16 protein-coding genes and 1 tRNA gene are annotated in these 21,215 nt (G+C 74.0%); 10 read left to right on the top strand and 7 right to left on the bottom strand.

The genetic code is table 11. The annotated features are described in order from the left end of the window. Window position 1 precedes the first annotated feature (1 nt). On the bottom strand, window positions 2-4,282 hold the full coding sequence (locus tag ABD208_RS08665) for a hypothetical protein (protein WP_344101606.1): 4,281 nt from the start codon (window positions 4,280-4,282) through the stop codon (window positions 2-4). Between the two features lie 324 nt (window positions 4,283-4,606). Here ABD208_RS08665 and ABD208_RS08660 point away from each other — a divergent pair, with 324 nt between their 5' ends. Both ABD208_RS08660 and ABD208_RS08655 read left to right on the top strand, forming a co-directional pair. Continuing rightward, complete coding sequence (locus ABD208_RS08660) at window positions 4,607-5,770, top strand: extracellular solute-binding protein (protein ID WP_344101604.1); 1,164 nt, start codon at window positions 4,607-4,609, stop codon at window positions 5,768-5,770. A 349-nt stretch (window positions 5,771-6,119) separates the two neighbouring features. Then, complete coding sequence (locus ABD208_RS08655; protein WP_344101602.1) at window positions 6,120-7,349, top strand: MFS transporter; 1,230 nt, start codon at window positions 6,120-6,122, stop codon at window positions 7,347-7,349. Window positions 7,350-7,411: 62 nt separating this feature from the next. Here the strand turns inward: ABD208_RS08655 and ABD208_RS08650 are convergent, their stop codons facing one another. Next, a complete protein-coding gene (locus tag ABD208_RS08650; protein ID WP_344101600.1) occupies window positions 7,412-9,037 on the bottom strand; it encodes a helix-turn-helix domain-containing protein in 1,626 nt (541 codons plus the stop codon). Window positions 9,038-9,156: 119 nt separating this feature from the next. Here ABD208_RS08650 and ABD208_RS08645 point away from each other — a divergent pair, with 119 nt between their 5' ends. Beyond that, window positions 9,157-10,089 carry a L,D-transpeptidase family protein gene (locus ABD208_RS08645; RefSeq protein WP_344101598.1) on the top strand — a complete coding sequence of 311 codons (933 nt, stop codon included), beginning with the start codon at window positions 9,157-9,159 and terminating at the stop codon, window positions 10,087-10,089. A 50-nt stretch (window positions 10,090-10,139) separates the two neighbouring features. Beyond that, a tRNA-Arg gene (locus ABD208_RS08640) sits at window positions 10,140-10,212 on the top strand. Window positions 10,213-10,233: 21 nt separating this feature from the next. On the opposite strand, the gene ABD208_RS08635 is transcribed toward ABD208_RS08640, so the two are convergent. Beyond that, window positions 10,234-11,511 (bottom strand): ROK family transcriptional regulator, encoded by a 1,278-nt coding sequence (locus ABD208_RS08635; RefSeq protein ID WP_344101596.1) that lies wholly within the window; start codon window positions 11,509-11,511, stop codon window positions 10,234-10,236. A gap of 89 nt (window positions 11,512-11,600) precedes the next feature. On the opposite strand from ABD208_RS08635, the gene xylA reads away from it, so the two are divergent. From xylA to ABD208_RS08615, 4 genes are all read left to right on the top strand, one after another. Next, the gene (gene xylA / locus ABD208_RS08630) at window positions 11,601-12,758 is read left to right on the top strand and encodes a xylose isomerase (RefSeq protein ID WP_344101594.1); all 1,158 of its coding nucleotides are present in this window, start codon (window positions 11,601-11,603) and stop codon (window positions 12,756-12,758) included. 90 nt (window positions 12,759-12,848) lie between these two features. After that, window positions 12,849-14,366 carry a xylulokinase gene (locus ABD208_RS08625; protein ID WP_344101592.1) on the top strand — a complete coding sequence of 506 codons (1,518 nt, stop codon included), beginning with the start codon at window positions 12,849-12,851 and terminating at the stop codon, window positions 14,364-14,366. 102 nt (window positions 14,367-14,468) lie between these two features. Further along, window positions 14,469-15,842 carry a serine hydrolase domain-containing protein gene (locus ABD208_RS08620; RefSeq protein WP_344101590.1) on the top strand — a complete coding sequence of 458 codons (1,374 nt, stop codon included), beginning with the start codon at window positions 14,469-14,471 and terminating at the stop codon, window positions 15,840-15,842. Window positions 15,843-16,014: 172 nt separating this feature from the next. After that, window positions 16,015-16,425, top strand: coding sequence for a DUF6463 family protein (locus ABD208_RS08615; protein ID WP_344101588.1), 411 nt, complete (start codon window positions 16,015-16,017; stop codon window positions 16,423-16,425). Here ABD208_RS08615 and ABD208_RS08610 read toward each other — a convergent pair. The 3 genes from ABD208_RS08610 to ABD208_RS08600 form a co-directional block, all read right to left on the bottom strand. After that, window positions 16,414-16,821 (bottom strand): ribosomal maturation YjgA family protein, encoded by a 408-nt coding sequence (locus ABD208_RS08610; RefSeq protein ID WP_344101586.1) that lies wholly within the window; start codon window positions 16,819-16,821, stop codon window positions 16,414-16,416. The genes ABD208_RS08615 and ABD208_RS08610 overlap by 12 nt on opposite strands. Further along, on the bottom strand, window positions 16,818-17,375 hold the full coding sequence (locus ABD208_RS08605) for a dihydrofolate reductase (protein ID WP_344101584.1): 558 nt from the start codon (window positions 17,373-17,375) through the stop codon (window positions 16,818-16,820). The genes ABD208_RS08610 and ABD208_RS08605 overlap by 4 nt, the downstream gene beginning before the upstream one ends. 62 nt (window positions 17,376-17,437) lie before the next feature. Next, window positions 17,438-18,241 (bottom strand): thymidylate synthase, encoded by an 804-nt coding sequence (locus tag ABD208_RS08600; protein WP_344101582.1) that lies wholly within the window; start codon window positions 18,239-18,241, stop codon window positions 17,438-17,440. Window positions 18,242-18,396: 155 nt separating this feature from the next. Between ABD208_RS08600 and ABD208_RS08595 the strand changes: the two genes are divergently transcribed. Then, window positions 18,397-18,861, top strand: coding sequence for an OsmC family protein (locus ABD208_RS08595; protein ID WP_344101580.1), 465 nt, complete (start codon window positions 18,397-18,399; stop codon window positions 18,859-18,861). 123 nt (window positions 18,862-18,984) lie between these two features. Then, window positions 18,985-19,848: a hypothetical protein gene (locus ABD208_RS08590; RefSeq protein ID WP_344101578.1), complete on the top strand. Its 864-nt coding sequence runs from the start codon at window positions 18,985-18,987 to the stop codon at window positions 19,846-19,848. 35 nt (window positions 19,849-19,883) lie between these two features. Here the strand turns inward: ABD208_RS08590 and ABD208_RS08585 are convergent, their stop codons facing one another. Then, window positions 19,884-21,170, bottom strand: a complete 1,287-nt coding sequence (locus ABD208_RS08585) for an aspartate aminotransferase type Ic (protein ID WP_344101576.1) — start codon at window positions 21,168-21,170, stop codon at window positions 19,884-19,886. Between the last annotated feature and the right edge of the window lie 45 nt (window positions 21,171-21,215).

Below are 21,215 nucleotides of genomic sequence, written 5' to 3'. Positions count from 1 at the left end.
ACTATTCTCGCGCCTCCGGCGCCTCTCCCGCGTCCGGCCCTGGGCTCGCCGGCCCGTCCGCCGTGACGTCCTCCTCCGCGGCTTCCGCGCTCTCCACGGTCTCAGCCCACTCCACGGTCTCCACGGTCTCGGCGCCCTCCACGGTCTCCGCCGTCTCAGCGACCTCCGCGGTCTCCGCGACCTCCGCGCTCGCCACGGTCTCCGCGGTCTCAGCGGTCTCCACGGCGTCCGCCGTCTCCACCACCTCCACCGGCACCGGCACCCGCACCGGCACGACCTCCCCCGGCCCGAGCCGCGCGTCACGCACCGCCAGCACCACCTGGCGCACCCGCTCGGCCTCCGTGTCCGGATCCAGGAACGCCGCCGCGGACCACACCTGCGCCACGACCCAGCCGAGCCGTTCCAGCCGCCCGGCCCGCTGCCGGTCCCGCACGCGGATCGACGGTTCGGCCACGTAGGCGGCGTCGTCCGTCAGCACCGCCACCAGCAGTTCCCCGGGCAGGTCCGGGTGCCCCACGGCGAGCGGGATGCGTTCGCCGTCGCCGATGCCGTAGTCCGTCTCCACCACGAGCCCGGCCTTCCACAGCCGCTCCCCCAGGTCCCCCACCAGCCGGTCCGGCTCGCGGGCGACGTCCACCCCGTTCCCGAGCTCGACGTCGTCCACCTGCCCGTCCCGCGCGGACGCGAACTCCAGCACCTCGCGCAGCAGCCGGGGGCCGGGGCCGCGCAGCCGCTCCGGGTCGACGTCGCCGGCCCCGAAACAGCTGACCACGTGCAGCCGCCGGCGCGTCGCGCCGAGCGCGCCGAGCAGCATGCCCTCGCCACCCGCCTCGCCGAGCGCGCCGAAGCGGTGCAGCACCCGCCCGTGCGGCGTCCGGCCGAAACCCAGCGTCAGCACGATCGCGTCGCGCTGCAGCCCGGCGACGCCGGTCACGTCCGCCACCACCACCGGCTCCGGGCGCTTCCCGGAGAAGAACGGCGCGATCCCGGGCCGCACGCGCAGCTCGGCCAGCAGCGCCTCGCGGATCCGGTCGGCGTGCACCGCGGTGCCCGCCACGATCCCGAACGTCTCGTCGGGGCGCGTCATCGCGTGCTCCACCGCCAGCTCCACCACCCGGTCCACCTCGCCGTGGGTCGACTCGACCGTGCCGGTGCCCGGATCCGGCATCCCGGTGCCCGCCACGATCAAGTGGTGCACCAGCGGCTCGGTGCGCGGCACGGGGGCGGGCCGCAGCACGCCGTCGTACCCGTGCGCCACGAGCAGGCGCGTGAGCTCCGGGTCACGCCGGCTCGGCTCGGGCGCGAGGGACACGACCGGCAGCAGGTCGGCCAGCTCCCGTACGGCCGTGCCCGACGCCGACCGCGGGTCCCCCACGACCATCACCTGGCGCCCGCGCGCGATCGCCGGGACGAGGATCTCGAGCGGAACGTGCTGGACCATGTCGAGCACCACGAGGTCGACGCCACGCTCGGCCGGCAGCAGATGCGGCACGAGCGTCGGCGTCGAGATCATCGTCGGCCGCAGGCGCCGGGCGACGGAACCGTGCCCGGCGAGCGTCTCGCGCACCGAGCTCAGCCTGCCCTCCACCAGCTCCGTGTAGAGCGCCTCGGCGTCGTCCCGCTCCTCGCGCATCGCGGCACCCAGGTGCGCCCGCACGGCGGAGCGCACCGGACCGGCCAGCGACTCGACGTGCCGCACGTCCAGCTCCCGGAACCTCCCCGCGAGTGCGTCGAGCCCGGCCCCGTCCTGCTCCGCGAGCGCCGGCTCGCCCCGCAGGATCTCCTCGAACACGGAGGTCCACCAGGCGAGCTCCAGCTCGTCGGCGACCTGCTTGGCCTCGACCCGCCGGGCGGTCAGGTCCTCGACGAGCTCCCCGAGCCCGGCGCCGCGCGCCCGCAGCAGGATCGCGGTGCGTTCGGGCAGCGTGTCGAGCGCGCCCGAGTCGGCGGACAGGGTCTCGAGCCGTTGCACGAGCGCGTCGAGGTCGAGCGCGCCGAGCCCGCCGCCCACCTGCGCGGGGCCGAGCACGGGCTCGAGCGCCTCGACGTCGATCCGCACGGCCTCGTGGGTCTCCTCGATGGCGGCGAGCCCTTCGGGCAAGGTGGGCCAGCCGCCGCGCGGGCACTGCTCCTGCCAGACCTCGCGCTGCTCGGCCACCTTGCCGAGCGCCTCGTGCATGTCGAGCACGCGGACGCCGGGCCGCACCATCGACCTCGCGCGCTTGCGCAGCCGGCGCCGCTCGAACGGCCCCATCTCGATCCCGCTCTCGGCCCGCCGGCGGCGGGTCGCCGTCGCGTGGACGAGGTCGTCCACGGTGCGCTCGAACACCATGGGCTGGAAGACGTCGAGCGTGCCGCGCATCCCGCCGAGCATGGTGAGCTGTTCGGCCCACTGCGTCAGGCTGGCCGCCGGCACCAGGCCCGTCACCCCGACGACGTACTCGATCTGCTCGCGGAGCCGCGGCAGGGTCTGGGTGCGCAGGCGCCGCACCCGGGTGAGCGCGTCGCGCGCGGCGCGGTCGGTGGTGATCTGGGCGCCGAACCACGGGGAGGCGGTGGTGCGCGGCGTGAACGCGCCGAGCTCCGCCGCGCGGGTGAGGTCCTGGGCGAGGTCGGCGCGCTTGTCCTCGGACAGGTGGAGCAGGGTGTCGGAGGGCAGGCGCAGCGTCGTCGACGGCGCGGGCTTGCGCGAGGTCAGCCGCGCGAGCGCCTGCAGCGCGTCGTAGGCGCTGGTCCCCCACGGCTCGCGGACCTCGTGCAGCGCGTCGATGTACCCGGCGAGCTGGGATCGCGCCCCGATGAGCGCGTCGCGGACCCGCGAGACGCCGTCGGGATCGGCGGCGTCGGGATCGGCGGTCATCGCGGAGAGCAGCCGCCGCGAGACGTCGCGCCGCCACGACGGCGTCGGCGCGATGTCGAGCAGCAGCCCGCCGAGCCCGAGCGCGTCGAGGCGCGCGACCAGCGCGTCCGCGGCGCGCCGGTGACCGGGCACGTGCAGCACGGTCCGGCCGGAGGCGTTCGCCTCGGCGACGACGGCGGCCACCGTCCCCGCGACGTCCGAGCCGACCGGCGCGTCCACGAACAGGTGGTTCCCCGTGGCCAGCACGTCCACGACGTGCCGTTGCGCGGGGTCGAGGTCTCCCACGCCGCGTTCGCGCGCGGGGTTCGCGTCGCCGGCGCGGGGCGCGGGCAGCTCGAGGCGGTCCAGGCGCTCGATCGCCTCGGGCACGCCCGCCGCCGCCGCGACGACCTCGTGGCGTTCCAGCGTGGGCGCGAGCTCGTCGAGGTCGTCGACGAGCACCCTGCCGGGGTGGACGAACGTCCCGACCAGCATCCGCCGGTCCAGCTGGAAGTCGGCCAGCACCGCCCCGCCCAGCGACGCGATCCGGTCCAGCACGTCCGTCGGGTCGAACCCGGCGACGGTGAACGCGGCCTTCGCCAGCGCGGCCGGGTCGATGAGCGCGCCGTGCGCGCGCAGGGTGCGCGCGACCACCGGGTTGATCTCGGTGGCGGCCTCGAGCGTGATGTCGTAGTCGGCCTCGGCGTCGCCGCGCGGCGTGAGCGTCACGGGCCGCAGCAGCACGGGGGCGCGCACGACGCGCGGTTCACCGTCGTGGCCGTCCGGCGGGGCCGACGACGCCCGCGGCCCGGTCCCGCCGGATCGGGTGCCGGGCACGGGGCTCGGGAACGCGACGGTCGCGACGCTGATCGCGCGGGAGCCCGCGCCGTCCGGCGGTGCGGCGGGGGCCGGCGGCGCGGCGGGGGCTCGCGCGGGGCCGGTGACGCGGGCGAGGGCCTCCATGTCGTCGCCGTCCGGGCGGGGCGCGGGGCGTTCCGTCCAGGTCGCGACACCGATGGCGAGGTAGGTCGGCGCGACGCCGTAGCGCTGGGCGTGCTCCGCGGATCGCGCGGCCACCGCCCGGGCCCGCCGTCGTGCCGCGGGCAGCGTGCCCGGCTCCCGCACCAGGTTGGACAGCCGCGTGGGCCGGCCGGCGAAGAGCTGCGCGACGCCGGACGGGTGCGCGGCGGACAGGTCGATGACCGCCTCGCCCAGGAGGCCGACGTCGGCCAGGGACGAGACGCCGGCGAGCTCGACGAGGCCGGCGCGCCAGCGGGCGACGGTCTCGGTCAGGCGGTGGTCCGGGGTGGGGTCAGCGGGCACGTGGTCCGGGGAGACCACGTGTGCCGGGAAGGGGGCGCCACCGCCCTCGGTGCGGGAGATCTCGGCCGCTGCGAGCTCATCGGCCGAGGCCGCGGCGTCCTCGGAGAGTGCGGCCGACATCTGGCCGGACAGACCTGACGGATCAGTGTCTGCCCCGGGATCGCGGGCGGCTGCGGTCTGGCGTCGTGCAGCGTTCACCCCCGCAAACTAACGCCCGCGGCGGCCTCGGAGGGTGGGCGACACACCGTCCGCTCTGATGACACTGCGGGCGTGTCCGCTTTCTCCCCCACCGGGTGTTGTGGCGTATCGAATGCGGCGACGGCGTCCCGGACGGACACTGGCGAGAAGTGCGGATACTTCCGTACCGCAGAAAAGGGGACCGTGATCATGGATCGGAAGATCCTTCGCCTTCGCATTTCTGTAGCCGCCACCGTGGGTGCGCTGGTGCTTTCCGCTGCCGCCTGCACCAAGGGACTCGACGCCGACGACGGCGGCCGGGAGCTCCGCGTCCTGATCGGGCCGAGCCGGACGGACGAGACCGCCTCGCTGCGCGCCGCCGTCCGCGAGTGGTCCGCGGCGCACGGCCGGGACGTCACCGTCGACCTCGCCGCGGATATCCCGCGGCAACTCACCCGGGGATTCGCCGCGGGAAACGCCCCGGACGTGTTCGCCCTCGGCACGGATCATTTCGCGGAATACGCCGCGGCGGGATTCCTCGAACCGTACGGCGACGCACTCGGGAACACCGGTGATTTCCATCCGGCACTGGTCACGACATTCACCGTCGACGGCGAGCTCGTGTGCGCACCGCGGGAATTCTCCACCCTCGCCCTCGTCATCGACGCCACGGCGTGGAAACGCGCCGGGCTGACCCCCGGCGACTACCCGGCCACCTGGGACGACCTGCACCGGGCGGCGAAGCGCCTGACCACCGGGGAGCGCGCAGGGCTCACCTTCCCGCCCGAGTGGGAGCGCATCGGCGCCTTCATGGCCGCGGCGGGCGGCGGGCTCGTCGACGAACGGCTACGGCCCGCCGCCGACACCCCCGAGAACCTCCGCGCCCTGAGCTACGCCAAGGACCTGCTCGTGTCGGGCGCCGCGCGATTCCCGTCCGAGGTCGGCGCGGGCTGGGGCGGCGAGGCCCTCGGCACCGGCGCGGCCGCGATGACGATCGAGGGGAACTGGGTGATCCCCGCCCTGCGGGAGGACTACCCGGACGTGGAGTACGCCGTCGTGCCGCTCCCCCACGGGCCCGCCGGGCCGGCCACCCTCGGGTTCACCGAGTGCTGGGGGATCGCGGCGGACGGCCGCGACCACGGGGCGGCGGTCAGCCTGGTACGGCACCTGACCAGCGCCCGGCAGCAGACGGAGTTCGCCCGGGACTACGGGGCGATGCCGTCGGTGCGCTCGGCGGCCGAGGCCTGGGCCGCGGCGAACCCGGGGATGGATGCCTTTCTGGACGGCGCCGCCGGCGCCCAGGGGGTCCCGCCGATGGTGGGCCTCGCGGACGCGCTGCCCGAGGTGAACGCCCGGCTCGCGCAACTGCCGGAGGACGACCCGAAGGCGGTCCTGACCGAGGTGCAGTCGGCGCTGGAGGCCGCGAACTGAGAGCGCTTGCCCGGACCGGGCGGAGCCACCGGACGCGGAGATGCGAACGCCCCTCCGGCAGGGGGTCCGAAGGGGCGCCGCGATCGGGCCGGAGCCCGATGGGGTATGACGATGCGCACCGCGCAGGGGGCGGGCGATGCGCACCGTCTGCAGTGAAGTGTGCACCGTTCAGCGGCGTGCGTCAACACAGCGTTGGACAGTCGTCCAGGTTCACGGCTCTCGCAGCTGACGCACTCCTTGCAGAGCGATGTAACTCACCACTCGTGCGCCCCGGAAGTCCGCGGCAAAGAGTTGCACGGCCGGAAATTCTCTCGCGTCCTCAGGTGCCGTTCCATACAATCCCTGCCTCATGAGCAAGTTCGTCGAGGCCATCTTCCCGGAACGTCTGGGACGGTCGTTCAGGTGGCTCGTCACTTCTTCGTGGGTGAGCAACATCGGCGACGGCATCGCGATGGCCGCGGGGCCCCTGCTCGTCGCCTCCCAGACGTCGTCGCCCTTCCTCGTCGCGCTGGCCGCCCTGCTCAACAAGCTGCCGTGGCTGGTCCTCGGGCTCTGGGCGGGCGCCATCGCCGACCGGGTCGACCGCCGCCGGCTCGTCATGGTGGTAAATCTCCTACGCGTCGGCGTCGTCGCGGCGCTCTGCGCGATCATCGTCACCGATGTCGTGAACATCACACTGGTGCTCGCGGTGATGCTCGCGCTCGGGGTGGCCGAGGTCTTCGCCGACACCGCCGGCCAGACCCTCATGCCGATGCTCGTCGACAAGAAGGACCTCGCGATCGGGCAGGCCCGCCTGCAGGCCGGGTTCCTCACGGCCAACCAGCTCGTCGGCCCGCCGCTCGGCGCGGTCCTGTTCGCGGCGGGCACGGTGTGGCCGTTCGTGGTGGAGGGCGTCGCGACCGTCCTCGCCGTCCTCCTCGTCGCCCGCGTGGTGACCCCGCCCGGCCCGGTGCGCGACGGCGCCGGCACGCACGTCCTCAAGGACATCGCCGAGGGCCTGCACTGGGTGTGGCACGCCCCCGCGGTCCGCACGCTGATGCTGACCATCCTCACGTTCAACATCACCTACGCGGCGCCGATGGGCGTCCTGGTGCTCTACGCGACCGAGCACCTGGGGATGAGCAAGACCGGTTTCGGCCTGCTGACGACGACGATGGCCGTGGGCGGCCTGCTCAGCACCACGGCGTTCGACAAGCTCCAGCGCCGCTACCGGTTCGCCACCCTGATGCGGGTGGCCCTGAGCTGCGAGGTGGCGTGGCACCTCGCGCTGGCGCTCAACACGACCCAGTGGGGCGCGTTCGTGGCCATGTTCGGGTTCGGCGTCTACTCGTTCGTGTGGGGGGCGATCTCCCGCGCCGTCCAGCAGCGGGCGACGCCGATCGAGCTGCAGGGCCGCGTGGCCTCCCTCAACATGGTCTCGATCTTCGCCGGGATCATGGTCGGCAACGCGCTCGGCGGCGTGATCGCCGAGCACTGGGGCCTCGCGGCCCCGTTCTGGTTCGGCTTCGTCGGCGCGGGCATCACGCTGGCCGTCATCTGGCGCGCGCTCGGGCACATCGCGCACGACGACGCCGGCTGAGCCGACGCCGTCGTACCGCCGGACCGGCCGCGGGGACGTCCCTCCCCGCGGCCGGGAGACCGTCAGGCCCGGCCCACGACCGGGATGCTCCCGGTGGCCTCGAAGTCCTTCAGTCGCTTGCGGACCGTGGACTCGCTGACGCGCATCTGCTCCGCGATCGACTTCACCGTCGCACCCTGCGCGAACAGGTCGATGATGCGGTTCACCGCCGCCTCGTCGAGGGGCGTGCCGGGCTGCCGCTCGGGCACCACGTTCCGCGGCGGCCGGGGCCGCCGCGCCGCGGTGTCGTCGCCGGTGTCGGGGGCTGCGGACCGCACCTCGGTCCGTCGTTCCTCCCGGGCCGCGGGCCGACGCCGCTCGGCGGACTCGCCGTACAGCTCGGACCCTGCCGACGCGGCCTGGACCGTCGCGATCGGGATCGCACCCGTCGGCGGGCGCACGGGCGGCGGGGCGTCCGGGGCGGGCGCGCCGATCGGCCGCACCCCGGCGGCGTGCGGCGCCGCGCCGGTCAGCGCGGCCACCGCCGCCGCGGCACCCTCGCCGGGCCGGCGCCGCGGGCGGTCGTCCGCCGGGTCCGGGACGGGGACCGGGAACCGCCGCGCGGCGGGTTCGTCGTCGAGGGCGGGGACGATGTCCCGGGGGTCGTACCCCCGCGCCGCGGGCTCGTGCTCGCGATCCGGACGGCCGCGCTCCGGTTCGTCCTCGCGTTCCGGCCGGCCGCCCTCGGGCTCGTCCTGCGGGTAGGTCGGCTCACGGAACTGCGGGGCGCGGAACTCCGCCTCCGTCGGCCGGTGCCGGGTCACCGGCGAGTTCTGCCGCGTGGTCGTGCCGGCCTCCCGCGGCGCCGGGCGCGAGCCCTCGATGACCCGCCCCTCACCGCTGCGGGCGGCCGCGATGCGGGCTCGCGTCTCGGCGGCCTCGATCTCCGCCGAGACGATCTCGGCCGCACGCCGATCGTCGCCCGGCACGCGCGGGGCGCCGTCGTCGACCAGCAGGGCGGTGAGGCGGCGCCGGTCGTCGACGTGCAGGCGGGCGACGTCGGCCGTGCCGTCGCCGACCGCCGCCATCGCCTCGGACCACGCGGCGACCTGCGAGCGCATCTCCTCGGGCGGGACCGTCCGCAGGGCGACGGCGCGAGCGCGGCGTCGTACCGCCTCCGCCTTCAGCAGGCGACGGCGCGAGCCACGCGAGCCGTCGTGGAAGCTCTGCGCGCGGAACAGGTCCTCCGTGCTCAGGAACAGGGCGTGCATGCGGCGCGCCTGGCGCGCTCCCGACCAGGACATGCCCGTCGCCAGGTGCCGGTCGCCGATCAGCGCCAGGTGCCACATGAGCGCCGCGAGCAGCGGCACGAGGAAGCGGAAGATGGCCGCGCCGACCGGATGCCCGACGAACAGCTCGTGCCACGCCGCGAACGCCCCGGAGGCGGACGACAGCATCCAGGTGAGCGTCAGCAGCACGCCCCCGGGCCGGTTGTCCTTCGCGGCCTCGCGGGCGAGCAGGGCCACGGTCACCAGGGAGAGCTCGAAGACGCCCGCCGTGGCATAGGCGGTACCAGGATTCATCTCGAGCACGTCGATGCCGAACGCGACCATCGCCAGGTAGGCGGAGCCGGTCGAGACCAGGGCGACGGAGATGGCTGCGGTCAGCACCAGGCCGCGTGAGCGGAGCTGCTGCGGGTTGGGGGGCACTGGGCGCTCCTCGGCGTTCGGACGGGTGTGCGCATGCACGATATCGGACCTGCGTGACAATCCGTTTTCACGTGGGCCGCGAACGCGATCCTCCGGCAGAATGTGACGGGGGTGACGAGATGAACGCATCGGTGGAGCAGGCGGGGACACGGGGCGACAGCCCCGGCAGCGGCCTGCGGCCCGGCTGGATCGCGGCGCTCGTCGCGGGGGTCGCGATGCTGGTCGTCATCGCCGTGACCGCGGCGTTCACCGTGTTCCGCGACCAGCCCGCCTCCGACTCCGGGGAGGCCGTGGCCTCCGTGCCGAGTCTCTCCCCGGGGCAGCCGGCGAGCCGGGAGCCCCGCGTCGAGCCGGCGGACTTCGATCTGCGCGACCTGTCGGTCCCGACCATCGAGTCGGTGTTCCCCGCGATGCCGCGTACCCGGGTGTCGTCGCTCGGCGACCTGCCCGGCAAGGTCGCGGTCCCGGCACGCGACCTCACCCCGGTCTGGGCCGCGGCGGACGTGTCGAAGCGGCCGAGGCTCGCGCTGGCCGCGACGCAGTACGACTACGCGGCGCGCTGGCTGGTGCTCGACACGAAGAACGACATGGTCAAGGTGCTGCTGCCGTACGGCCGCGGCGCGCTCCCGTCGGCCGACCCGGAGGCGGTGAACGGCGTCTCGGGCTGGCTGCGCACGAAGGACGTGACGATCGAGCGCGAGGATCGTTCGATCGTCATCGACCTCTCCGACCGCGTGGTGGAGGTCGACACGGGCGACGGGCCCACGACGACGCTCCCGGCCGGGATCGGCACCCCCGCCACACCCACGCCGCAGGGCCTCACACAGGTCATGACGGTGACAACGGCGTCGAACACGGGCCTGAGCCTGTTCCTGTCGGCGCAGTCGGAGTCGCTGGACACCTTCGCGGGCGTGAACTACGCGGCGACGGCCCTGCACGTCGGCGTGGGCCAGGGCCAGGAGATCAGCAACGGCTGCATCCGCCTGACCCCCGAGGGCCTCGACGCGGTCAAGGACCTCCCGGCGGGCGTCCCGGTCCTCGTCCGCGCGTGACGCAAACCTGACGACGCCTCCGGCCGCGACACGCTACGCTGTGTGCGCAAGCGCCTGTAGCTCAGGGGATAGAGCACGGCTCTCCTAAAGCCGGTGTCGTTGGTTCGAATCCAATCAGGCGCACTCTGGGTTCGCAGGGTGCAGTCATTGCACCCACGCCGCTGGGTCCGCGATGACGCCGCGCAGTACCTCGCGGGCGCCTCCGGTGAGCGCTGCCTGGGCTCCGGCGCGGGCCGGGCGGATCTGCAGGTCCACGAACGGGGCCGCGAGGACGCGTTCCGCGAGCACCGCCTCGATCTCCGTGCCGAGCCACGGCAGCAGGTCCGTGTAGATCCCGCCGAGCACGACCGTGTGCACGTCGACCAGGTTGACGAAGTCCGCGAGCGCCGAGCCGAGGGCCGAGCTCGCCCGCCGGAGGGCGGCGTGGGCGGGGGCGGACGGCGTCGTCGGCGATGAGTCAGTGGCGCCCTGCGGCGCCTCCGCGGCGAGGAGGGACAGCAGGTCGGCGAGCGGCGCGTCGGCCGGCAGGCCGGCCGCGCGGGACAGCGCCTCCTTGCCCGCGAACTGCTCGAGGCAGCCGAAGGCCCCGCAGGAGCAGCGCGGGCCGGAGGGGTCGACGACGACGTGGCCGACCTCGCCGTTCCAGCCGCGTTCCCCGAGGAACAGCTCGCGGCCGACGACGATCGCCGCGCCGATGCCGACGTCGCCGGAGACGTACAGGAAGGAGTCGGGGACGTCGGTCCGGCCCGGGGTCCCGGACGGCGGCGTCTCCGCGTCCGCCGCGCCGGCCGCGGTGTCCCCGATGCCGCCGATCTCCGCGAGGGCGGCGAGCTTGGCCTCGTTCGCGACGTCGACCCGCAGGTCCGGGAGGCCGAGCAGGGGCGCGGGCCGGACGGACGACCAGCCGAGGTTCGGCGCGACGTCGAGCATCCCGGCGTGCGCGTCGACCAGGCCGGGCAGGGCGAGGCGGGCGCCGGCGAGCCGCATGCCGTCGTCGGACACCTGGGCGGCGACGTCGCGCGCGAGGCCGCCGAGCGCGCCGAGCACCTCGGCGGGGTCGCTGTCGTGGAACGCGCCGGGCGCCACGTGATCGGCGATGACCGCGCCGGTCAGGTCGACGACCCGGGCGCCGAGGTAGTCGACGTTGACCTCGAGGCCCATGCCCACCACGGAGCGGCGGGCGGGGACGAGCGGGACCGCGGGGCGGCCGGCGCGCCCGTCGGCGACGGCGGGGAGCTCGGCGATCAGCCCGGCGCCGATGAGCTGGTCGGCCAGGGTGGAGACCGTCGCGCGCGTGAGGCCGGTCGCGGCGGCGACGCCGGCGCGCGAGAGTGGTTCGGGGGCGCCGAAAACCGCGTGTGCGACCAGCCGGAGGTTGCGCTCGCGCAGGGTGTGCTGGCGGGAGGCCGTCGTCGTGGTCACGCCTTGACTCTAGCCGAAACCCGAGGAATAGTTCAGCCGTACAACAAATGCTCGGCCCCGTGCCGGGCGACTCGACGAGGAGAACTTCCGTGAGCGACATCAAGTACTCGTTCGGCCTCTGGACCGTCGGCTGGGCCGGGCGCGACCCGTTCGGCCACGCGACCCGCCCCGACCTCGACCCGGCAGATTCCATCCGGAAGCTCGCCGAGCTCGGCGCGTGGGGCTTCACCTTCCACGACAACGACGTCATCCCGTTCGACGCCGACGCCGCGACCCGCGACGCCGCGATCGCCTCGGTGAAGAAGGCCGCCGAGGAGACCGGGCTGGTCTGCGAGATGGTCACCACCGACACCTTCATGCACCCGATCTTCAAGGCGGGCGCGTTCACCTCGAACAGCCGCGAGATCCGCCGCTTCGGCCTGCGCAAGGTGCTCACGAACGTGGACCTCGCCGCGGAGATGGGCGCCACCACCTTCGTCATGTGGGGCGGCCGCGAGGGCACGGAGTACGACAACTCCAAGGACCTCATCACCGCGCACGCCCGCTACGCCGAGGGCATCGACACCGTCGCCGCCTACATCAAGTCCCAGGGCTACGACCTGAAGATCGGCCTGGAGCCGAAGCCGAACGAGCCGCGCGGCGACATCTTCCTGCCGACCATCGGTCACGCCATCGCGCTGATCGACACGCTCGACAACGGCGACATCGTGGGCCTGAACCCCGAGGTCGGGCACGAGCAGATGGCCGGCCTGAACTACACGCACGGCATCGCGCTGGCGCTGTACGCCGGGAAGCTGTTCCACATCGACCTGAACGGCCAGCACGGCCCGCGGTACGACCAGGACCTGGTGTTCGGCCACGGCGACCTGCTCTCGGCCTTCTTCACGGTGGACCTGCTGGAGAACGGCGCCCCCAACGGCGGCCCGCGCTACGAGGGCCCGCGGCACTTCGACTACAAGACGTCGCGCACCGAGGGTGTCGCCGGCGTCTGGGAGTCGGCCAAGGCCAACATGGAGACGTACGACCTGCTCGCGGTCAAGGCCAAGGCGTACCGCGAGGACCCGGAGGTGCAGGCCGCGTTCGAGACGGCGGGCATCTTCGAGTCGGCGCAGTCCACGCTCGCCGAGGGCGAGACGATCGAGGCGTTCCTCGCGAGCGAGGAGACGTACGACGTCGCCGCCCTCTCCGACCGCCACGAGGGCCTGGTGAACCTCCACCAGCTCGCCCTCAAGCACCTCATCGGCTGAGAGCCGACCTCACCGGGGCGGCACCTCAGCCATGGTGCCGCCCCGGTACCCAGCCTTCCCACTGCCTCCCCTAGAACGCCAGGAGCACCGATGCCCCTCGTCGCCGGCGTGGACACGTCCACGCAGTCCTGCAAGATCGTCGTCCGCGACGCCGACACCGGGGAGCTGGTCCGGTCCGGCTCCGCCAAGCACCCCGACGGCACCGAGGTCCACCCGGACCACTGGTGGTCCGCCTTCCTGGAGGCCGCGGCCGCCGCGGGCGGCCTCGTCGACGTCGCCGCGATCGCCGTCGGCGGTCAGCAGCACGGCCTGGTCGCGCTCGACGCCGCCGGGAACGTCGTGCGCGACGCGCTGCTGTGGAACGACACCCGGTCCGCCGCGGCCGCCGAGGCCCTGATCTCCGAGCTCGGCGAGGGCGACCGCGCCGCCGGGGCCCAGCGGTGGGCCGACGTCGTCGGCTCCGTCCTCGTCGCCTCCCTCACCGTCACGAAGCTGCGCTGGCTGCGCGACGCCGAGCCGGGCAACGCCGCGCGCGTCGCGGCCGTCGCGCTGCCCCACGACTGGCTGTCGTGGCGCATCGCCGGGTACGGGCCCCAGGGCGATCCGTCGGCGCCGCTCGGGCCGGACCTCGACGCCCTGTTCACGGACCGGTCGGACGCGTCCGGCACCGGGTACTACGACGCGCAGGGGGCCGACGGCGCCGGCGAGTACCGGCCCGACCTGCTGCGCCTGGCGCTGGGCCACGACGACGTCGTCCTGCCGCGGGTCCTCGCACCGGCGGAGGCGGGCGCCGTCGCGCATCCGACCATCGCGGGTTCCGCCGTCGACGGCGGCGCCCTCATCGGCCCCGGCGCGGGCGACAACGCGGGGGCCTCGCTCGGCGTCGGGATGGTCCCGGGCGACGTCGCGATCTCGATCGGCACGTCCGGCGTCGTCTCGGCCGTCGCGCCGCGGCGCACCGCCGACGGCTCGGGCGCGATCAACGGCTTCGCCGACGCCACCGGCAACGCCCTCATGCTCGCCGTCACGCTCAACGCGGCCCGCGTGCTCGACGCCGCCCGCACGCTGCTCGACGTCGACTTCGACGGGCTCGCCGCGCTCGCGCTGCAGGCTCCGGCCGGCTCCGACGGCCTCGTGCTCGTCCCCTACCTGGAGGGCGAGCGCACCCCCAACCGCCCGGACGCCACCGGCACGCTGCACGGCATCCGCCTGGCGACGTCCACCCGCCCGCACCTCGCGCGCGCCTACCTCGAGGGCATGCTGTGCGGCCTCGCGGACGGCCTGGACGCGCTGCGCGCACAGGGCGTCCCGATCGAACGCGTCATGCTGATCGGCGGCGCGGCCCAGTCGCCGGCCGTGCAGCAGATCGCGCCGCAGGTCTTCGGCCTGCCGATCGCGATCCCGGCGCCCGGCGAATACGTGGCCGACGGCGCCGCCCGCCAGGCGGCCTGGGTCCTCGCGGCGGCCCGGGGCGGGACGGCGGCGCCGGGCGGCGCCCCGGCCGACGTCGCCCCTCCGGCCTGGTCGACGACGATCGCCACCACCCTCCCGGCGGACCCGCACCCGATCATCCGCGACCAGTACGCGGCGGTCCGCGACCTCGTCTGACCGACCCGCCGTGCAGGCAGAGATCGCGAATCAGGCAGATATCGCTTGAAAGAGCGCTCACATCCGCGATTTCTGCCTGCACCCAGCCTCTACCATGGGCGCGTGGTGGACGTCGGCGCCGGTGAAGTCGCAGCAGCAGGAATCGGCGAGCTGGCACGCCGTGCCGCCCGGCTGGACATCGCGTTGCACACGGTGCGGGTGAGCCTGGCCGGTGAGCTGATCGCGAGTGCGGGGTGCCCGCCGTTCGGGCCGGACCTGCCGCAGCGGATGTACTCGGTGGCCAAGACGCTGACCGGGATCGCCGTCGGAATGCTCGCCGCCGAGGGCAAGGTCGGGCTCGACGACGCCGTCGTCGGCCACTTCCCCGAGCTGGCGCCGTTCCATCCGTACCTGGAGGCGACGACGGTCCGGCACCTGCTCGCCATGCGCGGGCCGCACCAGGCCACGACCTACGAGCGCACCGCGGGCCGCTGGCTGGAGTCCTGGTTCCGCGCGGCGCCAGCCCACCCGCCGGGCACGCTGTTCACCTACGACACGAGCGGTTCCTACGTGCTGTCGGCCCTGGTGGAGCGGGTGAGCGGTGGCTCGATCACGGGCTACCTGCGCCCGCGCCTGCTCGACCCGCTCGGCGTGAGCCCGGAGCTCCGCGTCCTGCCCGGGCCGGAGGGCATCGAGCACGGCGGCTCCGGCCTGATCTGCACCCCGCGTGACCTGCTGCGGATCGCGGAGGGCCTGATGTCCGACGACGTCGCCGGGGTCCCCGCGGACTACTGGCGCGCCGCCACCAGCGCACAGGCCGATACGACCCAGCTGACCTGGGGCGGAACCCTCCGTCAGGGGTACGGCTACCAGCTCTGGCTGCCGGGACGCGGCGGCTGGCTGATGTTCGGCATGGGCGGCCAGATCGTCTACGGCGACCCGGCCCGCCGGCTCGCCGTCGTCGTCACGGCGGACTCCCAGGCCTGCACGGGCGGCGACCAGCGCCTGCTCGACGACGTCATGGACCTCCTGATCGAACCGCTCGGGGACGCCGTCCCGCCCGTCCCGGCGGCCGCCGGCACCGGTCTCGCGTCCGCCCTCCCGGCGCCCGTCGTCGCCGGCCAGGGACCTGCCCCGGCGCCCCCCGTCGTGGACCTCGCCTGGCCCGCCCCGGCGCACGACCCGGCCGCGCCCACGCACCTCACGGAGCAGCTCGCGGCGGCCGCGGCCGCCGTCCTCACTCCCCTCGGCTGGCGCCCGGACCTGAGGTTCGACGGCCCGTCCGAAGCGGTCGTCGCGGGCCGCCCCGCGGTCGTCACCGCCGGACGCCCCGACCCGGACACCCTCGACCTCCGCTGTGACCTGCACGGCGACGAACTCACGCCGTGGCGCGTCCGCCTGTCCCGCACCGCGCACGGCGCGATCGCCGTCCAGTCCCAGGCCTACGGCGAGGGCGCCGACCCGGCCTGGACCTTCCGCACCACGCACCACCCGTAGCCCTCGCCGACCGACCGCCCGTTCACCCCCGGCCATGACGCCGCTTGCCCGCGCGATCTCGGCGGGAACTCCCTCCCGGAGTCGGTCGCAGCTCGCACGCTCCCCCGGAAGGGCCGTCGATCCCCCCGATCGGGGGAGGATCGAACCTGGTCACGGGCGCGACCGTGGCGGTATGGAAACCACGGGGAACACCGTCGAGGTCAAGGCGCCCGGCAGCGGGCTGACGCGGGCGGCGGGAATCGCGCTGCTCGTCATCGCCGTCCTGCACGTCGTCTTCACGATGAGCCCGTACTGGCCCGGCTGGATCGCCGGGGAGCTGCGGAACGGCGGGGCGACCATCGAGTCCGTCGCCGCGTTCTGGTCGCAGCCCGGCGGCTTCTGGGCGTTGCTGGTCATCCTGGGACTGCTCACGATCCGCGCGGCGAACCAGGGCGACCTGCTCCCCGCGTACGTCGGCTGGATCCTGCTCGGCTGGATCGTGCTGTGCATGATCATCGTCGGCCCGGCCAGCGGCTTCACCACGGGGCTCGTCCCCGCCGCCCTGCTGATCGCCGCGGCCCTGCGCGACCGCTCAGGGCGCTGAGGGCACCCGGCCGCGAGCGGCGCCGCGCCTCGTAGCGCTCCGGCACAGGATGCCGCCGAGGGCGGCGCCGGCCGCGTAGCACACGAGGTCCGGCGCCCAGAAGGTGGTGCCGAGGACGTACCGGGCCGGCGGGAACCCGGCCACGACGACAGCGGAAACCGGGGTGAGCTGGAACAGCTCGATCGCGAGGCAGATCGCGAACCCGGCCAGGGCCGCCGCGGCCGGGGACGTGCGCGGCCGGACGAACACGATCAGCAGCACGACGAGCGTCGCGTACAGCGCGTCACCGAGCGGGCCGCCCACCGCGCCGGGCAGGACGGCCCGGGCGCCGAGCCCGGCGGCGACCACCCCGCCGAGGAGCAGGGCGGTGACCGCGCGCGGCACGCCGGACGTCATGCCGCGGGTTCCGCACGCAGGTAGGTGAGGTACCGGAAGACGACGCCGGACGACGACGTCGTCCACTCCCCTGCCGACGCCTGCCGCCACGCGGCCGGATCGATGTCCGGGGCGAAGGTGTCGCCCTCGACCCGGAGGTCGACCTCGGTGACCTCCAGCCGGTCCGCGATCCCGATCGCCTCGGCGTAGACCCGCGAGCCGCCCATCACCCAGACCTCGTCGCCCCCCGGGGCCTCGGCCGCGAGCGCCAGCCCTTCCTGGAGCGACCCCGCCACCTCGACGGTCGTCGGGGTGGCGGTGGGATCGTCGTGCGGCGTCCCGTCCGCCATGCCGATGACCGCGCCGAGCCCCGAGACGACGACGTTGGTGCGCCGCGGCAGGGGCCGCTTCGGCAGCGACTCCCAGGTCAGCCGCCCCATCACCACGGGATGCCCCGACGTCGTGGCCTTGAAGTGCCCGAAGTCCTCGGGAATGCGCCACGGGATGGATCCGGCCGCGCCGATGACCGGACGGCCCGCCGCGTCGCGGGCCTGGGCCCAGATGAGGCCGATCATGCTGTGTCCTCCTTGCGGGTCGAGCTGCCGGCCGGCCGGCTTCGCCGGCTCGCGGAGCTCCGTCAGACGGCGATCGGGGCCTTGATGGCCGGGTGGGAGACGTAGCCGAGGACCTGGACGTCGTCGTACTCGTAGTCCGAGATCGAGTCGCGGGCCGCGAGCCGGAGGGTGGGGTACGGGTACGGGGCCCGGGTGAGCTGCTCGGTGACCTGGCCGACGTGGTTGTCGTAGATGTGGCAGTCGCCGCCGGTCCAGACGAAGTCGCCGACGGCGAGGCCGGTCTGGGCGGCGACCATGTGGGTGAGCAGGGCGTACGAGGCGATGTTGAAGGGCACGCCCAGGAACAGGTCCGCCGAGCGCTGGTAGAGCTGGCAGCTGAGCTTTCCGTCCGCGACGTGGAACTGGAACATCGCGTGGCACGGCGGCAGGGCCATGTCGTCGACCTCGGCCGGGTTCCAGGCCGTGACGACGTGGCGCCGGGAGTCGGGGTTGGTGCGGATCTGGTCGATCACCTTCGCGATCTGGTCGATCCGCTCGCCCGACGGCGTCGGCCACGAGCGCCACTGGACGCCGTAGACCGGGCCGAGCTCGCCGTCGGCGCCGGCCCACTCGTCCCAGATGGTGACGCCGCGCTCCTGCAGCCAGCGCACGTTCGACTCGCCGCGCAGGAACCAGAGCAGCTCGTACACGACGGACTTGAGGTGCACCTTCTTGGTGGTGATCAGCGGGAAGCCCCGCGACAGGTCGTAGCGGAGCTGGCGCCCGAAGACGCTCCGGGTCCCGGTCCCCGTGCGGTCGCTCTTGGGCGTGCCGTGCTCCAGCACGTCGCGCAGCAGGTCCTCGTAGGGGGTCGGAATCGCCGTCATGCGGCCCACCCTACGACGGGTGGCCGACACGCCGCCGGAACGTCGCTGCGGCCCTCGGCGTTGAACCGTCCGCGTGTCTGCTTCCGGCGGATTCCCGGACGCCAGGTCAGCGAGATGTCAGTCAGATGTCAGTCAGTGATGGAAGGATCATCCCCATGAGCGAGACCACCGATCAGATCACCGACGCCGCCGTGACGCCCTCCCCCACCGATCCGCTGTGGGTCGAGCGCAACGGCGTGCGGACGTACACCGGGTTCTCCGCGCGCGGCGCGCGGGTGGAGATCGGCCCGGCGAGCGCCGGCGCCGTGTTCACGCCGGGCGAGCTGCTGAAGATCGCGCTCGCGGCGTGCGCGGGGATGAGCAGCGACCGTGCGTTCGCCCGCCGGCTCGGTGACGACTACGCGACCACGATCCGCGTGGAGGACCCGAAGGACATGACCGAGGATCTGTACCCCACGCTCACCGAGAAGTTCGAGATCGACCTGAGCATGCTCGACGACGCCGAGCGCGCCAAGCTCCTCACGATCGCGCAGCGCGCGATCGACAAGGCCTGCACGGTGGGCCGCACGCTGAAGGCCGGCCCGGACATCCCGCCCGCGGAGTTCTCCCAGCCGGAGTAGGTTCCGGTCCGACGGCGCCGGCCGCCGTCGGACCGGCCGGGCAGCACGCCCGCCGGACGCCACGCACCCCACGCCCACGCCCGACCCGCATGTCCCGGACACCTGCGAGAGGACCACGACCACATGGCCAAGGACGAGCAGCAGACGGACCCCCGCGACCAGAACCCCCACGAGGCCGGCAGCACCTCCGGGAAAGAGGTGCTCAAGCCCGACCACTCGGTCGAGGTCACGCCCGCGGACTGGGCGAACTACAAGCCGAGCAGCCCGCTCGACGCCCTGATCGACAAGGCCGTCACGATGCCGTCGGCGGCGATCCGGCGCCACGTGGACAAGCTCCGGGCCCGCAACCCGAACGCCTCCCCCGCGGAGATCATCAAGCTGCTGGAGAAGGAGTACCTGCGGGTCATCGAGACCACGGGCAGCGCCGTGGGCGCCGCCGCCGCGATCCCCGCGGTGGGGACGGCGACCAGCGTCGCCCTGTCGACGAGCGACATCGCGACCTTCTTCGCGTCGTCCGCGGTGTTCTCGCTCGCGGTCGCGGACGTGCACGGCATCGACACGGAGAACATCCCGCGCCGCCGCGCCCTGCTGCTCGCGACCGTCCTGGGCGACAAGGGCGCCCAGGACGTCGAGAACGCCATCGGCGGCTCGGGCGTGGCCTGGGGCAAGGTGCTGCTCACGAGCATGCCGCACACCACCCTGCAGCGCGTGAACAAGACCCTCACCCACCAGTTCGTCCAGCGCCAGCTCGCCAAGCAGGGCGGCATGATGCTCGGCCGCATCCTGCCGTTCGGCGTCGGCGCGGTGGTGGGCTGGTTCGGCGCCCGCGCGCTCGGTCACACGGTCATCTCGCAGTCCCGGGTCGCCTTCGGCGCCCCGCCGGAGCGTTTCCCCCGCGTCATCGAGAACCACCCGGCCAAGTCCCTGCCCGCCCCGGGCAGAAGGCTCCTGGGCCGCAAGAAGCCGCCGCCCGCCGCCCAGGACTGACAACGGCCGCCCGGCCCCAGGAACCGGGCGGGCAGCTACCCGCCGAGAGCTTCGGCGGCGGCCAGCAGGACGCATGTCGCCACGCCGTCCATCGCCGCCGTGACCTCCTCCAGCGGCGGCATGGTCGGTGCCAGGCGGATGTTCTGGTCCTGCGGGTCCTTCCCGTACGGGAACGTCGCGCCCGCCGGCGTCAGCGCGATCCCCGCGTCCTTGGCGAGCGCCACGACCCGGGAGGCCGTGCCGGGCACCACGTCGAGCGACACGAAGTACCCGCCCTTCGGGTCCGTCCACGTGCCCACGCCGTACTCGCCCAGCCGCTCGGCCAGGATCGAGGTCACGGCCTCGAACTTGGGCGCGAGGATCTCGCGGTGCCTGCGCATGTGCTCGCGCACGCCGCCGGCGGAACCGAAGAACAGCGCGTGCCGCAGGTGGTTCACCTTGTCCGGGCCGATCGACGCCTTGCCCAGGTGCTTCTTGTACCAGGCGAGGTTCGCGGGCGACGCCGCCAGGAACGCGACGCCCGCGCCCGCCCAGGTGATCTTGGACGTCGAGGCGTACATCAGCACGCGGTCCGGGTTGCCGGCCTCGGCGGCCAGCCGCAGTGCGGGGGCCGACGCCGTCTCGGTGTCCGTGAGGTGGTGCAGCGCGTAGGCGTTGTCCCACAGGATGCGGAAGTCGGGGGCGGCCGCGGGCATGCTCACCAGCGCGCGGGCGACGTCGTCGGACACGATCGAACCGTCCGGGTTGGAGTACGTGGGCACCACCCACAGACCCTTGATCGTGGGGTCGCCGGCGACGAGCTCGGCGATGGCCGCGACGTCGGGGCCGCCGTCCTTCATCGGGACGGCGATCATCTCGATGCCGAGCTCCTCGCAGACGGCGAAGTGCCGGTCGTACCCCGGCACGGAGCAGATCCAGCGCACCTTCTCCTCGCGCGACCACGGCGCGGGCGACTCGGGGAACCCGAACAGCATGGCCCAGGCGACCGTGTCGTACATGAGGGTGAGGGAGGCGTTGCCGCCGGCCAGCAGCTGCCCGGCCGGGACGTCCAGCAGCTCGGCGAAGATGGCGCGCAGCTCGGGCAGGCCGTCGAGGCCGCCGTAGTTGCGCACGTCGGTCCCGTTCGCCCGGGCGGCCTGCGTGGGGGCCGTTCCGGGCAGGGCGAGCATGCCGTTCGACAGGTCGAGCTGCTCGGCGGACGGCTTGCCGCGCGTGAGGTCGAGCTTCAGGCCCTTGGCCTGCAGCGCCGCGTAGGCCTCACGCAGCTCGGGAAGTGCCGCGGCGAGCGCGGCGGCGTTCGGGGACGACGTCGTAGTGGTCACCCCGGAAACCCTACGCGCGTGCCCGCGGCCGTGGCACCACGAAAA

The organism is Myceligenerans crystallogenes, from assembly GCF_039529775.1.
GTDB classification, from domain to species: Bacteria; Actinomycetota; Actinomycetes; order Actinomycetales; family Cellulomonadaceae; genus Myceligenerans; species Myceligenerans crystallogenes.
This window is presented reverse-complemented; position numbering and strand designations above follow the sequence as displayed.